Annotated in this window: 12 protein-coding genes; 6 read left to right on the top strand and 6 right to left on the bottom strand. The window is 66.9% G+C overall.

The window, feature by feature from the left end:
- Positions 1-8: 8 nt before the first annotated feature.
- A complete protein-coding gene (locus AC07WJ_RS27685) occupies positions 9-248 on the top strand; it encodes a hypothetical protein (protein ID WP_494937923.1) in 240 nt (79 codons plus the stop codon).
- Here the strand turns inward: AC07WJ_RS27685 and AC07WJ_RS27680 are convergent.
- Complete coding sequence (locus AC07WJ_RS27680; protein ID WP_494937922.1) at positions 238-1,485, bottom strand: glycosyltransferase; 1,248 nt, start codon at positions 1,483-1,485, stop codon at positions 238-240. The two genes, AC07WJ_RS27685 and AC07WJ_RS27680, sit on opposite strands and share 11 nt — an antisense overlap.
- Before the next feature lie 285 nt (positions 1,486-1,770).
- Between AC07WJ_RS27680 and AC07WJ_RS27675 the strand changes: the two genes are divergently transcribed.
- A complete protein-coding gene (locus tag AC07WJ_RS27675) occupies positions 1,771-2,874 on the top strand; it encodes a DNA alkylation repair protein (protein ID WP_494937921.1) in 1,104 nt (367 codons plus the stop codon).
- A 24-nt stretch (positions 2,875-2,898) separates the two neighbouring features.
- Here AC07WJ_RS27675 and AC07WJ_RS27670 read toward each other — a convergent pair whose 3' ends face one another.
- The 4 genes from AC07WJ_RS27670 to AC07WJ_RS27655 all read right to left on the bottom strand — a co-directional run bounded on the left by AC07WJ_RS27670 (position 2,899) and on the right by AC07WJ_RS27655 (position 7,769).
- Complete coding sequence (locus AC07WJ_RS27670) at positions 2,899-4,092, bottom strand: MFS transporter (RefSeq protein ID WP_494937920.1); 1,194 nt, start codon at positions 4,090-4,092, stop codon at positions 2,899-2,901.
- A gap of 271 nt (positions 4,093-4,363) precedes the next feature.
- Positions 4,364-5,947 (bottom strand): ABC transporter substrate-binding protein, encoded by a 1,584-nt coding sequence (locus AC07WJ_RS27665; RefSeq protein ID WP_494937919.1) that lies wholly within the window; start codon positions 5,945-5,947, stop codon positions 4,364-4,366.
- Between the two features lie 93 nt (positions 5,948-6,040).
- A complete protein-coding gene (locus AC07WJ_RS27660; protein WP_494937918.1) occupies positions 6,041-6,892 on the bottom strand; it encodes an N-formylglutamate amidohydrolase in 852 nt (283 codons plus the stop codon).
- 157 nt (positions 6,893-7,049) lie between these two features.
- On the bottom strand, positions 7,050-7,769 hold the full coding sequence (locus AC07WJ_RS27655) for a GntR family transcriptional regulator (protein ID WP_494937917.1): 720 nt from the start codon (positions 7,767-7,769) through the stop codon (positions 7,050-7,052).
- A gap of 231 nt (positions 7,770-8,000) precedes the next feature.
- On the opposite strand from AC07WJ_RS27655, the gene AC07WJ_RS27650 reads away from it, so the two are divergent.
- Entirely contained in the window at positions 8,001-8,318 is a 318-nt protein-coding gene (locus AC07WJ_RS27650; RefSeq protein WP_494937916.1) for a DUF1330 domain-containing protein, read from the top strand.
- 51 nt (positions 8,319-8,369) lie between these two features.
- Here the strand turns inward: AC07WJ_RS27650 and AC07WJ_RS27645 are convergent, their stop codons facing one another.
- Positions 8,370-8,693: a cupin domain-containing protein gene (locus tag AC07WJ_RS27645; protein ID WP_494937915.1), complete on the bottom strand. Its 324-nt coding sequence runs from the start codon at positions 8,691-8,693 to the stop codon at positions 8,370-8,372.
- A 101-nt stretch (positions 8,694-8,794) separates the two neighbouring features.
- Here AC07WJ_RS27645 and AC07WJ_RS27640 point away from each other — a divergent pair, with 101 nt between their 5' ends.
- From AC07WJ_RS27640 to xylB, 3 genes are all read left to right on the top strand, one after another.
- Positions 8,795-9,805: a LacI family DNA-binding transcriptional regulator gene (locus tag AC07WJ_RS27640; protein WP_494937914.1), complete on the top strand. Its 1,011-nt coding sequence runs from the start codon at positions 8,795-8,797 to the stop codon at positions 9,803-9,805.
- A 387-nt stretch (positions 9,806-10,192) separates the two neighbouring features.
- Positions 10,193-11,674, top strand: coding sequence for an FAD-binding oxidoreductase (locus tag AC07WJ_RS27635; protein WP_494937913.1), 1,482 nt, complete (start codon positions 10,193-10,195; stop codon positions 11,672-11,674).
- Positions 11,667-13,184 (top strand): xylulokinase, encoded by a 1,518-nt coding sequence (gene xylB, locus AC07WJ_RS27630; protein ID WP_494937912.1) that lies wholly within the window; start codon positions 11,667-11,669, stop codon positions 13,182-13,184. The genes AC07WJ_RS27635 and xylB overlap by 8 nt, the downstream gene beginning before the upstream one ends.
- Positions 13,185-13,186: the final 2 nt, after the last annotated feature.

The following is a 13,186-nucleotide window of genomic DNA, read 5'->3' as shown; positions in this document are numbered from 1 at the left end:
GCCGCGCCATGAACGTGATTCCCCTCATCATCTACGCCGCCGAACTGGCGGTGGCGGCGATCATCCTGTTCTATGTCGTCGACATGCTGACCATGCCGGCGAACATGAAACGGGTGTGCCAGGCGCTGATCGTCCTGATCGCGGTCCTCGCGGTGATCGGGGCGATGCTCGGCGCGGCGCCGGTGGCGAGCCCGCGCGCCGGCCCGCTCAACCCGCTGTCACCGAGCAACCCGAGCATCATCCGGTAAGGCGGCGCGCGCCGGGGCGTGTCTCGCGCGCCATCACGATATGGCCGATATGGCCGGCGACCTCGAAGACCGCGCAATTCGGGGGGACATTGACCTCGATATTGCGTTTGTAGGTCGCGAGATCGTTCAACATGCGCTGAACCGCGCCGACGATCTGCTTTTCGAAACTCTTCACGGCAATGCCCACGCTCATGTCCAGGACCCAGTCCACATTGGGACGCTCCTGCGGCATGGTATCGGCGTTGCGTTCGACGATGACGGGGCAGCCCATGTGGACGGCTTCGCTGATGCTGCCGGGGCCGGGCTTGCCGATGACGAAATCGGCGAGCCGCATATAGTCGGCGACATTGGGCACGAAGCCGACGGCGTGGCAGCCGGGGCGGCCGCGCAGGCTCTCCAGGAGCTTCTGGTTGCTGCCGCACATGACGATGGTCTGGATATCGAGGCCCGCCTTGTCGATCCGGTTGAGGATGGCGAGCGAGGCGGAAAGCGCGCCATTGCCGCCGAACATGATGAGCCCGGTGGCGCGGTCCGGCGACAGGCCGAGCGCGGCGTGGCTCAGCCGTGGCTCGTCGGGCTGATCGTAGAACGACTGTTTCAACATCATGCCGGAGACCTCGATCAGGTTGGCCGGCTGGTAGAAGCCCGAAGCCTTGGCCTGTTCGACCGCCTTCTGCGTGCCGCAGATCATCACCTGGTCCTGGTCTTCCATCCAGAAATTCGGCGGGCAGTCGACCATGTCGGTCATGATGGTGACGAAGGGAATGTCGGGATGGACCTGCTTCAACGCGCGAAACATCACGCCGTTGAAATTGGGGATCACCGAGACGACGAGATCGGGCTTTTCGTGACCCGGCTGCTGCCAGTGCCGGCGCAGGATCTCCTCCAGCTCAAGGGCGAAATGCCGGATGAAGGCCTGCAGGATCGGCAGGATGGCGCCGAGGCCGCGGGTCGAGCCGCGTTTCAGCGCGGTGTTGTAGACGTCCTGCGCCTGCACCGGCTCGAGCGCGATGCGCGGAGCGATCTGCCCGAGGATGCGCTGCAGCGGCCGGGTGATCCGGCGGGTGATGCGATGGATCGGATCGATCGGCTCGAGCAGCTTCTGCAGGTCGACCGGCTTGACGTGCCAGCCGGGATAGCGCTCCGCCAGCACGTCCTTCAGCGCGTTCATCGCGCTGCGATGGCCACCGCCCGCGTCCATGTAGAAGATCTCAAGCACTGCACTTGGCTTGGTCATCGCGGTCATGGCCCCGGGGGCGAGAGGCGGGACGCCCTGCGTCTCATATCGGTCGGCGGCTTAGCCGGATCAATATTTCCACCCTCGGGCTGATCAGATGTTCTTGACAGAATGACGACAGCCGGCCGGATCGGCCGTCCGACGGCGCTGACGACAGTGGACGGGCCGCGTCCGGGTCGCCGGCTCGTCCGGGCTGCCCATGCCGGGCGGGCAATGGGGATTGGCCAAGCGTCCGGGAAACGCGTTTCATGCGAACCGATTCGATTGGGGATCATCGAGGCCGGCATGACCGACGTGACGACGCAGAACCCCGCGCTGAAGGAAATCTTCAACCGCGAGCGCCTCCGGCATTTCGCCGCCGAGACGGCCGGCATCGAAGCGCGCTTCGATGCCGCGGCGTTCCTGCGCCTCAGCGCGGACAATCTCGATGCGCTGAGCATCATGCAACGGCTCCGGCGCGTCGCCGAGAGTTTCCATCAGGCCTTGCCGGGCGGGTTCGAAAGCAATCTCCGGGTCTTTCACGCGCTGGCGCCGCGGATCAGGCACGGCTTCGCTTCGATCGTACTGCCCGAATATGTCGCGCTTTACGGCCAGGAGCATTTCGACGCGTCGATGGCGGCGCTGAAATATTTCACCCGCTTCGGCTCGTCGGAATTCGCCATCCGCCATTTCCTGCAGCGGGATTTCGCCCGGACGCTCGCCGTCATGGAGACATGGTCGCAGGACGACGACGAGCATGTCCGCCGGCTGGCGAGCGAGGGCGCGCGGCCGCGGCTGCCCTGGTCGTTCCAGCTGAAGGCTCTGATGGAGGATCCGAGCCCGGTCGCGGCGATCCTGGACAATCTCAAGGCCGACCCGAGCCTCTATGTGCGCAAGTCGGTGGCCAACCACCTCAACGACATCACCAAGGACAATCCGGACTGGGCCCTGGCGACGATCGCCGGCTGGCCGCGGCAGGACGCGCGCACCGCCTGGATCGCCAAGCAGGCGCTCAGGACGCTGATCAAGCGGGGCGACCGGCGGGCGCTCGACCTGGTCGGCGCGGGGCGGGGCGCCGACGTGCGGATCGAGGCTTTCGCGGTGACGCCCGCGAGCCTGGCGCTCGGCGAGACGATGCGGCTGTCGGCGCGCATCGTCTCGACCTCGGCCAAACCGCAGAAACTGATCGTCGACTACGCCGTCCACTACGTCAAAAAGAACGGCAGCGCCTCGGCCAAGGTGTTCAAACTGAAGGAGATCCTGCTCGCGCCGTCAGGCGAATCTCCGGTGTCGATCAGCCAGACCATTCGCGACTTCACCACCCGCAAGCACCACGCCGGACATCACCGGGTCGAATTGCTGGTCAACGGCCAGAGCCTGGCCGAAGGCGGCTTCACGCTGAAGGGGTGATGGCGCAGCCGGGATGGCGGATCTCTACCGGTCCGCCGCCGGCCGCCGCGGCGCCAGCATATAGACGAGCGTGCTGACGAAGAGCACCGCGGCCAATGCCCCGTGCATGCGGGCGAAGGTGGCCGCGGGGTCGAGCCCGCCGTTGCGGCCGAGATCGATCAGCCAGCCGGATCCGGTCTGCACCGCCGCCACGCCGCCGACGAAGACGAAATTGAGCAAGGTCATGCCGCGGCCGACCAGATGATCCGGGAAGAACGGCCGGGCATGGGCCATCAGGATGGTGTAGCTGAAGCCGCAAAAGCCGATGGCGACGAAGAGCGCCGTCGCGACCGCCGGGGTCTGCACCGCCGAGACGGCGAGGCAGGCGAGCGCCGCGGCGACCGCCAGGTTGCCCGCCACGACCAGCGCCTTGGCCTGGCCCCAGCGGTTCTCGATCCAGCCGAACAGAAAGGCGCTGGAAGCCATGGCGAGCGCCATCAGCAGCACGACATTGCCCTGCTGGACGTGGCTCAGCCCGATGACCTCGGCCAGATAGGGCGCGATCCAGAGGCCCCTGAGCGTGACCATGATGGCGTAGCTGACGAAGACGATCGGCACCAGCAGCCAGAACAGCCGGGTCGAGACGATGGCGCCGAGGCCGGAGAACAGGCCGGAATCGGCCTTGCCCGCGATGCGCGGCGGATCCCTCAGGAAGACGGCGACCAGCGCGAAGGCGGCACAATAAAGCGCCGCCAGCATGATCATGGTCTGGCGCCAGCCGAAGCCGTCGGCGACCCAGGCGAGCGGCGTGGTGCCGGCGAGATTGCCGATCGAGCCGACGCCGATCAGGAGCGAGGCGAGAAAGCCGAACTGCGCGGCGGGATGATTGCGGGCGAAGACATAGATGGCGCCCATATAGATCGGCGAACAGCCGATGCCGATCAGCGCCATGGCCAGCGACCCGACGGCGGCGTTGGGCGCGAAGGGGAACAGCCCGACACCGATGCCGCCGACCAGCATCAGCGGCAGGACGGTGCGGCGGGGACCGAAATGATCGAGCGCCCAGCCGACCGGGAATTGCATCAGGGCGAAGGCGACGAACCAGGCCGAGCTCATGGCGGCGAGCTCGGTCGCGCCGATCTGCATGTCGGCCATGATGCGCGTGGCGAGAACGCTCAGGAACGAGCGAAAGAAGATCGAGATGATATAGGCGAGCGACAGGGCGGCGAAGGTCTGCATGGCGGATCGGGCACCCGGCTCGACCGTCAAACCAAGCAAATGGCGAGCTCTGTCTGGATAGCCGATCCAGGGACGAGGACCAGTCGCAAAGGTGGTTGGCTGTCGCCCGGGGACTTTGGCTAGCGGTGCTTGGGCGCGCCGCATGCGCTGGGTGAGGACGGCGGTACGTCCTCTTGCTTGCGCCACTTCGTCTTGCCCGGGCTTGCCCCCGATATCCGCGACGTGTTCGCGCCAAGATCAACCGGTCGCGATCACTGTGCAGCGGTGTTGATCAAACCCGCCTGACGTTCCAGAACACCGGGAAGCCGGTGACGATGCCGGTCAGGGTCTTCAGGTAGGCCACGGGCTGGAAATACTGGCCGAGCGGCACATAGGGCACATCCGACATGGCCTGGACCTGGATCTCATGGGCAAGCTTGACCTGTTCCGCGGCATTGGTGGTGCCGAGCCAGGCGGCGCGCAGCTCCTCCAGCCTCGGCGATGACGGCCAGCCCGCGATATTGGTCGGCCCGTCGCCGCGCAAATATTGATGGACGATCGGATTGATCAGCGAGATGCCGCCCCAGACCGCGAAGAACATGCTCCAGCCGCCCTTTTCGGGCGGATCCTTGCGGTTGATCCGGGCATTGACCGTGCCCCAGTCGGCGATCTGATAGTCGACGTTCATGCCCATCTTGGTGAGCATTTCGGCGGCGACGTCGCCGAACGCCTTGACGGCGGCGCGGTCGGCCGCGCCCAGCACGATGACCTTTTCGCCCTTGTAGCCGGCGGCGATCAGCTCGCGCTTGATGCGGTCGTAGTCGGGCGGACCGGCGTGGCCGGACATGCCGGCGTCGGAGGCAAACCGGGTCTTCGGCGGGAACACCCCGACACCCGTGCGATAGAGCGATGCATCGGTGCCGGCGACGGCCATCACATATTCTTCCTGATGCACCGCCGCCAGGACGAGACGGCGGATCGCCGGATTGTCGAAGGGCGGGTGCAGGCAGTTCATCCGCAGCGCGCCCATGCTGCCACTCGGATCGGTGATGGCCACCTCGATATTGCGCCGGCTCTTGAGCAGCGCCAGATAGTCGGGCGAGGGCTGCTCCAGCCAGTCGACTTCACCGCGCTGAAGCGCCGCGGCGGCGGTCGCCGCGTCGGGAATGATCTGCCACTCGACCCGATCGAAGTGGACGACCTTGCGGCCCGACGTCCATTCCGCCGCACCGTCGTCGCGCGGCTTGTAGTCGTCGTTGCGTGCGAAGACGATCTTGATCCCGGGCACGGTTTCGGAGGGCAGCATGCGCAACGGCCCGCTGCCGATGATCTCGGGGACCTGCTGGAACGGATCGGTCCTGGCCAGGCGCTCGGGCATCATCGCCGGGACATTGGCCGTCGATTTGGCCAGCGCGTCCGGCAGCATCGGAAACGATTGCTTCATCCGGAAGCGCATGGTCCGGTCGTCGACGGCGGACAGCTCGTCGATCGCCTTGATCAGCGGCTGACCGAATGAATCGCGCCGGCCCCAGCGCAGCAGGCTGGCGACGCAGTCGCGCGCCAGCACCGGCTCGCCGTCGTGGAACTTCAGGCCCGGCCGCAGGCTGACGGTCCAGTCCTTGAAGTCACTGTCCGGCCGCGCGCCTTCCGCCATTTGCGGTTTGGCTTCGAAGGCGTTGTTCACGCCATAGAGCGTATCGAAAACCGTATAGGCATAGTTGCGCGTGACCTGGGCCGAACTCCAGACCGGATCATAGCCGGCGACATCGGTCTGCGGCACGAATTTCAAGGTGGTCTGCGCCTGCGCCCGCACGGCGGAGGGCGCACAAAGCGCGGCAACGGCGCCGGCCTTGACCAGGGTCCTGCGAGTGATCATCGAAATTTCCCCCGAAATTCGGTCGCGCGTGACGGTGCCGGCCGGCCCGCTCCCCGCAGGCCGGCCGGCGGCATCTGCTCGAAGCCTGCGGCCTTAGCCGATGCGCTGGCGAGCGGCCTGGGCGAGTGCTGCCAGAACGGCGTTGGCGGCGGTCTTGATGCTGTCGAAGCCGTCGTTCTTCCGGAACGTCTTCACATCCATGAAGCGCTTCTTGTTGATCTCGACCATGATGCTCTCGACGCCGCCGGCCGGATCGCCGTAGCGCCGGTTGATCTCGCCGCCGGGATAGGGATGGTTGATCGTGCAGCTATAGCCCTGGGCGCGAATGGTTTCGGCGACCGCTTCGGTGAATTTGCCGGAGGCGCTGGTCTCGCTGATATTGCCGAGGCAGAAGTCCGGGCGCTCCTCGCCGGCATCCGGATGGGTCGGTGCGCCGATCGCCGACATGCAATGGCAGCTCAGGTGATAGACGAAGCCGTAGGACGACCTGACCCGGTCGATGATCGATTTCAGTTCGCGATGATAGGGCCGGTGATAGCGGTTCAGGCGCTCCTCGACCTCGGCGAAGGTGAATTTGCGCTCCTGAACCGGCTCGCCGTAACGCGACTTGGATTTCAGCAGGCCGAGCCCGCGCTTCGACACGGTCGGCCGCAGCGGCACCGGCCATTCGCCCTCGACCAGGTCGGGGTCGATATCGAGTTCGTCGCGGTTGGCGTCGATATACATATGCGGGAACAGGGCCTGGAGCATGGTCGCGCCATAGCGCGGGGCGTCCCCCCAGATGTCTTCGACATAGACCGAGACATTGTCGTGGATCGCGGTGAACGGCACCGGCGAGCGCATGTCGACCGGATATTCGCGGCCGCTGCGCGAGACATCGACGACGATCGGAACCGGCAGGGTTACCGGGTCATAGCGATAGAACAGGCCGGGCTCGACGAACATGAGGCGTCATCCTTGGGCAAGGGCGAGAAACGACGCGCGGTCGTCACACCCTGAATCGCATTGCCGGTTGAACGGAGCGCCAGCCGGATCCGCGCGATGCTTCGCGATGAGCGAAGGCGCGACGGATCATATAAATTTCATCCAATCAAATAAAATGTCAATCGCTCGATAGCGGGGTTGGACCGCCGCTCGAGGCCAGTGCGGCCAGGGTCGCGGTCGCGCCGTTCTTGATGTGGCGGCGCAGCACCATGCAGGCCATGTCGGTGTCGCGATCGAGCGCGGCATCCAGCAGCTGGTCGTGATCGCGCTTCAGGACATCGGGGCTGAGCGGCGACGGCTTGACGACATTGCGGTAGCGGTCGGCGTGGTCCCAGAACAGGCGCTGGAAATGTTCGAGAAAGACGTGATTGCTGCCGGACAGGATCTCGCGATGGAAGCGGTGATGGGCCTCGCCCCAGGCGGGCGTGACCATGGTCGTCGTTCCGGCTTCGAAGACCGGATGCCGGGACATGGCCCGGTGCGCGCTGATGATGCGGCCTTCCCAGTCGATATCGCCCGACTTGATCGACTCGACGAGGATGAGGGTTTCGAAGCTCTCGCGAGCCGACACGATCTGCTGGTATTTTTGCAGGCTGATGCCGGTCACGCGGAAGCCGCGCTGCTCCTCCGCCTCGATCAGCAGGGACGACGACAGCCGGTACAGGGCTTCCCGGATCGGCGTGACGCCGACGCCGTAGCGATCCCGCAGCATTTCGAGCGGCAGGCGCATGTTCGGCGCCAGCGCGCCGGAGATCACGTCGTCGCGCAGGCGCTCGTAGACGCTGGATGCCTGGGTCGCGGGGGTGTCGTCTTCGACGGTTCTCGATTTGCGAATCATTCGCAGCTTTCTTTGGAAGATTATCGAAACGCGTCACGATATCATAAATTGCGGCCGATCGTCCCGGGCCGACGCCGAGCCGGTGGCCCTGGTGGCGGAGGTCTCCCGGCAAGATCGCAAGCGGCCTGTCGCACAGGGGCCGACGCCGAGGCAGGCGGACCTCGCCGCAATCCGGCTCTCGCCGTCGCGAGCGCGACTGCTATGGTCCAGGCCTGTACTGAGGAGACTGGCATGCCGGCCTATGTGATAGCGACGATGGCGATTCGGGATCCCGAGACCTACCGGAAATATACCGCACTGACGCCGCCGCTGGTGAAGCGGCATGGCGGGCGCTTCCTGACGCGCGGCGACGAGGTGACCACCGCCGAGGGCGAGCCGTTCACCGACCGCATGGTGATCCTGGAATTTCCCAGCCAGCAGCATGTCGAAGCCTGGCTGGCCGATCCCGACTATGTCGCGGCCTCGGTGTTCCGACACGCCGCCTCGACCGGCCGGCTGCTGATCCAGGAAAGCCGGGGCAATACCGAAAATCCCGATCCGAAGGTGTGACGCGCCGCCGGCCGCTTGCCCACCTTCCGACGGCAGGTTTGTTTCGGGCCCTTATGCGAAGTGGATGGCGAGCCAGACGGTCGGTTCGTCCTGGGCGGTTCGGAGCACCCGGTGGCGCTGGTGGGCTGGAATCAGCAGATGATCGCCCGGACGCAGTTCGCGTTCGCCGTCGCCCTCCAGCCAGAGGGAGGCCGAGCCCTTGAGCAGCAGGACCCATTCGTCGTGGGCCTGGTCGTAGGGCTGGTCCGGCGGGGTCGACTGGCCGGTCGAGACGATCCGCTCGATCCGCACGCCCCGCCGCGTGAGCAGTTCGGTGAACAGTTCCGTTTCCGCCTTGGCCGGCAGGCCGTCGAACAGATTGATCACGAATCCCATCCTCGCTGATGACCGGGCCGGTTCGTCTCGCCCGCGGGCCGGTTCGACCTGCCTCTCCACTCTGGCCCCGGACGCGGCCTCATGCCATATCGGTCAACGATATGGCTCGACCGACGCTTTCCGATGTAGCCCGCCTGGCCGGGGTGGATGTCTCGACCGCTTCGCGCGTGCTGCGCGGCGAGGCGGCGCAGCGGATTCGCGAGGAGACCCGCGAGCGCATCGTCCAGGTGGCGCGCGAGCTCGACTACCGGGCCAATGCCTTTGCGCGCGGTCTGCGCACGGCGCGCTCCTCGACGCTGGGCATCGTGGTGCCGCAACTCGACAATCCGGTCTTCGCCGCGGCGATCCAGGGGGCGGAGGCAGCGGCCGCCGAGCACGGCTTCTCGCTTCTGATCGCCCATCGGGCGCCCGGGGCTCATGATGCCGGCGCCTACCGGCGGCTGAGCGAGGGCAACCGGGTCGACGGCCTGCTGGTGGCGAGCCTCGACAATGACGACGTGCTTTTGAGCGAGCTCGAAGCAACCGACACCGACTATGTGCTGCTCAACCGGACGCTCGCCGGCGCGCGCTATTCGGTGGTGCTCGACAGCCGGGCGGCCACCCGCATCGCGCTCGACCATCTGGTCGGCCTCGGCCATCGGCGCATCGCCCATCTCGCCGGCCGGCCCGGCGGCTTCAACGCCGGCGAGCGGCTCGCCGGCTATCGCGAGGGCCTTGCCGCCCACGGCATCGATTTCGATCCTGATCTGGTGGCGGTCGCCGGCTACACCGCGGAGGGCGGCGCCGAGGCGATGCGCCAGCTGATCGACCGGAAACCCACCGCCGTGCTCGCGGCAACCCTCGTCTCCGCCGCCGGCGCCATGGCGGTGCTGCACGAGGCCGGCTGCCGTATTCCGCAGGACGTCTCGGTGATCGGCCTGCATGACGCAGCCGTCGCCACCATGCTCTATCCGGCGCTGACCACCGTGCGCATGCCGACCGAACGCATGGGCCGGCTTGCGACCGAATTGCTGGTGCGATTGGTGCGGGGAGAGCAGCCCGAGGGCATTGCGCCGCTGGCGCCGGAGGGGTTGGTGGCGAGGGCTTCGACCGGGCCGGTGTCGGGCGGGTAGGGTGGCCAGGGGTACCCTGTGTTCTGACCTCCCGGCCGACGCAAAGGCGCAGCGAAACCAACCCTCTCCCAAAGGGAGAGGGTGGCGCCGTCAGGCGCCGGGTGAGGGGCGTAGGCGCTCGGGGCTGATGCCGACGCTCACGCCGCATGCTGCCCCATCCGGGGAGGGACGACCCCTCACCCGGCAGCTGACGCTGCCACCCTCTCCCTTTGGGAGAGGGTCAATTGGCGCCTGATTTCTCCCAAGATCCTCACTTCAAACAATTGCCGCTTGACGGCCTTCCTCCTTTTCGACAGTCTTGAACAAACGATTGTGCAAAATGCACGACAGCATCAAGGGAGGGTGCGGAATGAGACTGTCGCTTCGCGCCTCCATGTGGAGGTGTTCATGACGGATCATTCGATTGCCGCGGCGCGGGCCAGCGATGTGGCGGTGCCGGAGCAGGCGGCGGCTTTTGCCGGCCTTGTCGGCGCGGCCCATGTGCTCACCGGCTTCGACGAGCGCCTCGCTTATGCCCGCGACCGGCTGCCCTTCGCCGTGTTCCGCGAGCGCGTCGGTCTGCTCGCCGGCGCCATGCCGCAGCTGGTGGTGCGGCCGGCGGATGCCGGCGAGGTCGCCAAGGTGGTTCGGCTGGCGAACGCGCAGGGCATTCGGCTGATCCCCTATGGCAATGGCTCGGGCGTGCTCGGCGGCGCCATCCCGCTCGGCGGCGAGGTGATGCTGGACCTGCGCCGGCTCGACGGCATCGTCTCGCTCAACGCCACCGACGCCATGGTGACGGTGCGCGCCGGTATGAACGGCGCGGCCTTCGAACAGGCGTTGAACGCGGCAGGCTTCACGACAGGTCATCTGCCACAATCGATCGAGATTTCCACCGTCGGCGGCTGGGCCGCCTGCCGGGGCGGCGGCCAGGCGAGCAGCCGCTACGGCAAGATCGAGGATATCGTCATCGGCCTGAAGGCGGTGCTGCCCGACGGCACGCCGCTCGAGGTCCGGCCGGTGGCGCGCCGCTCGGTCGGCCCGTCGATCCGCGACCTCCTGGTCGGCAGCGAGGGCGCCTTCGGCGTCATCACCGAGTTGACCCTGCGGATCTGGCGCAAGCCCGCGGTCGAGCGCGGCGTGGTGCTGGCCTTCCCGACGCTGCAGGCCTCTTTCGACGCGGCGCGCGCGATCATGCAGGCCGAGCTCCGGCCGAGCATCGTCCGGCTCTATGACGCGGTGGAAAGCGCCGAGCGCACCGCCGATCTCGCCCCCTTCAAGACGAAGCCGATCCTCGCCGTTCTGGCTTTTTCAGGTGCCGAGCCGCTGGTGACCACCGAGCAGGAGATGGCGCTCGCCATCGCCGCGGAGTTCGGCGGCGAAGAGGCGCCGAGCGGGCCTTATGACCATTGGATCGCCAATCGCTACGTCGCCTATTCGCAGAAATGGCATGCGGCCGGCTATTTCAACGACACGATCGAGGTGACCGGCAACTGGTCGGTGCTGCCGGAGCTCTATGACAGCATCGCCAAGGCCGTGCGCATGATCTATCCGGCCGTGCATTTCGGCGCGCACTGGTCGCATGTCTATCCGGAAGGCGCCTGCCAATACATGACCATTCGCCTGCCGCCGATGCCGGAGGCGGATGCCTTGCCGCTGCATGCGAAGCTCTGGGACACCATCGAGGGCCTGACCCTCGATCACGGCGGCTCGATCGCCCACCATCACGGCGTCGGGCTGTTCCGCAATCCCTGGATCCGCCGCGAACTCGGCGCCGGCCTCGATCTGCTGCAGACGATCAAGGACGCACTCGACCCGGGCAATCTGCTCAATCCCGGCAAGCTGGGTCTCAGGCCGGCCAAGGGCGCCGTGGACATTCGCAATGGCTAAGCCCGATCCCATCCTCATCGGCATCGATCTCGGCGCCGGCTCGCTGAAGGTCAGCGCCATCAGGGCCGATGGCAGCCTGGTGGCCGAGGCCTCGGCGCCGGTCGCGACCGCCACGCCGCATGCCGGCTGGAGCGAGCAGGACCCGCAGGACTGGTGGCGGGCGGTCGCCGCCGCCGTGCCGCCGGTGGCGGAGGCCGCACGCAAGGCCGGCACGATCGCCGCGATCTCGTTTTCCGCCGGCGCCCATACCCAGGTGCTGGAGGATGCCGAGGGCCGGGTCATCCGTCCGGCGATCCTGTGGAACGACCAGCGCAGCCGGGCCGAGACCCAGGAACTGCGTGACCTCGCCGACCAGCGTATTCTCGATATCGGCGCAAACCGGGCCAATCCGACCTGGACCTTGCCGCAGATGTTGTGGGTCAAGCGCCACGAACCCGAGGCCTTCGCCCGGGTAAAGCGGCTTTATGTCGCCAAGGACTGGCTGCGCTCGCGTTTCACCGGCACGTTCGAGACCGACACGATCGATGCGCTCGGCACACTCATGCTCGATGCCCACAAGGGCGTCTGGTCGGACGAGCTCTGCGCCATGATCGGCTGGCCGATGGACACGCTGCCGCCGATCGTCCAGCCGCGCACGGTCGTCGGCGGGGTGACGGCTGAGGCCGCCCGTCTCACCGGCATTCCCGAGGGGACGCCGGTCGTCTGCGGCACCTCGGATACGGCGGCCGAGACCTTCGGTGCCGGCATGGTGCGCGAGGGGCTCGGCGTGGTGAAACTCGCCACCGCGGCCACCGTCAATGTTCTCTCGAAGACGGCGCGACCGGATTTCGCGCTGATCAACTATTTCCACGTGGTGCCCGCGCATTGGTATGTCATCGCAGCGACCAATTCCTGCGCCTCGGCGCATAAATGGCTGCGCGATACCTTCTTCAAGCGGCCGGGCGAAGAGGGCGGTCCGGTGTTCGACCACATGGACCGGCTGGCCGCGGCGGTCGCGCCCGGTTCCGAGGGCCTGTTCTTCCACCCCTATCTGAACGGCGAGCGCAGCCCGCATTGGGACCCGCTGCTGCGCGCCGATTTCGTCGGGGCCGGTTTCAACCACGGCCCCGGCCATTTCGTTCGCGCCCTTTACGAGGGCGTCGCCTATTCGCTGCGCGATTGCCTGGAGGTGCTGCGCGCGCGTGATCTCGGCTTCACCACCGCGCGGCTGACCGGCGGCGGGGCGAAGAGCCCGCTCTGGCGCCAGATCGTCGCCGACGTCCTGAACGTGACGGTCGAACTGCCGGCGGTGGCCGATGCCTCTTTCGGCGCGGCCCTGCTGGCGGGTGTCGGCGCCGGCGTCTTCGCCGATGAGCAGGCGGCGGCGCAGGCGGTGAGCATCGTCGCGACCCACGTGCCGGATCCAGCGCGGGCGGCGGTCTATGGCAGGGGCTTCCCGATCTATCGCGACATTCAGCGTGCCTTGGCGCCGCTCAATCATCGCATCCACGATTTCGTCGAGGGGCGCTGAGC

The sequence above is a fragment of the Phreatobacter sp. GW821-FHT04C01 genome (assembly GCF_059420385.1).
The sequence above is the reverse complement of the archived record's forward strand: the minus strand, read 5'-3'. Positions and strand labels throughout refer to the sequence as shown.

Bases quoted from the DNA above. Each gene is read 5' to 3' on its own strand.
- AC07WJ_RS27680 (WP_494937922.1), bottom strand. From the start codon at position 1,485: ATGACCAAGCCAAGTGCAGTGCTTGAGATCTTCTACATGGACGCGGGC.
- xylB (WP_494937912.1), top strand. From the start codon at position 11,667: ATGGCTAAGCCCGATCCCATCCTCATCGGCATCGATCTCGGCGCCGGC.
- AC07WJ_RS27660 (WP_494937918.1), bottom strand. From the start codon at position 6,892: ATGTTCGTCGAGCCCGGCCTGTTCTATCGCTATGACCCGGTAACCCTG.
- AC07WJ_RS27645 (WP_494937915.1), bottom strand. From the start codon at position 8,693: ATGGGATTCGTGATCAATCTGTTCGACGGCCTGCCGGCCAAGGCGGAA.
- AC07WJ_RS27675 (WP_494937921.1), top strand. From the start codon at position 1,771: ATGACCGACGTGACGACGCAGAACCCCGCGCTGAAGGAAATCTTCAAC.
- AC07WJ_RS27650 (WP_494937916.1), top strand. From the start codon at position 8,001: ATGCCGGCCTATGTGATAGCGACGATGGCGATTCGGGATCCCGAGACC.
- AC07WJ_RS27670 (WP_494937920.1), bottom strand. From the start codon at position 4,092: ATGCAGACCTTCGCCGCCCTGTCGCTCGCCTATATCATCTCGATCTTC.
- AC07WJ_RS27635 (WP_494937913.1), top strand. From the start codon at position 10,193: ATGACGGATCATTCGATTGCCGCGGCGCGGGCCAGCGATGTGGCGGTG.
- AC07WJ_RS27685 (WP_494937923.1), top strand. From the start codon at position 9: ATGAACGTGATTCCCCTCATCATCTACGCCGCCGAACTGGCGGTGGCG.
- AC07WJ_RS27665 (WP_494937919.1), bottom strand. From the start codon at position 5,947: ATGATCACTCGCAGGACCCTGGTCAAGGCCGGCGCCGTTGCCGCGCTT.
- AC07WJ_RS27640 (WP_494937914.1), top strand. From the start codon at position 8,795: ATGGCTCGACCGACGCTTTCCGATGTAGCCCGCCTGGCCGGGGTGGAT.
- AC07WJ_RS27655 (WP_494937917.1), bottom strand. From the start codon at position 7,769: ATGATTCGCAAATCGAGAACCGTCGAAGACGACACCCCCGCGACCCAG.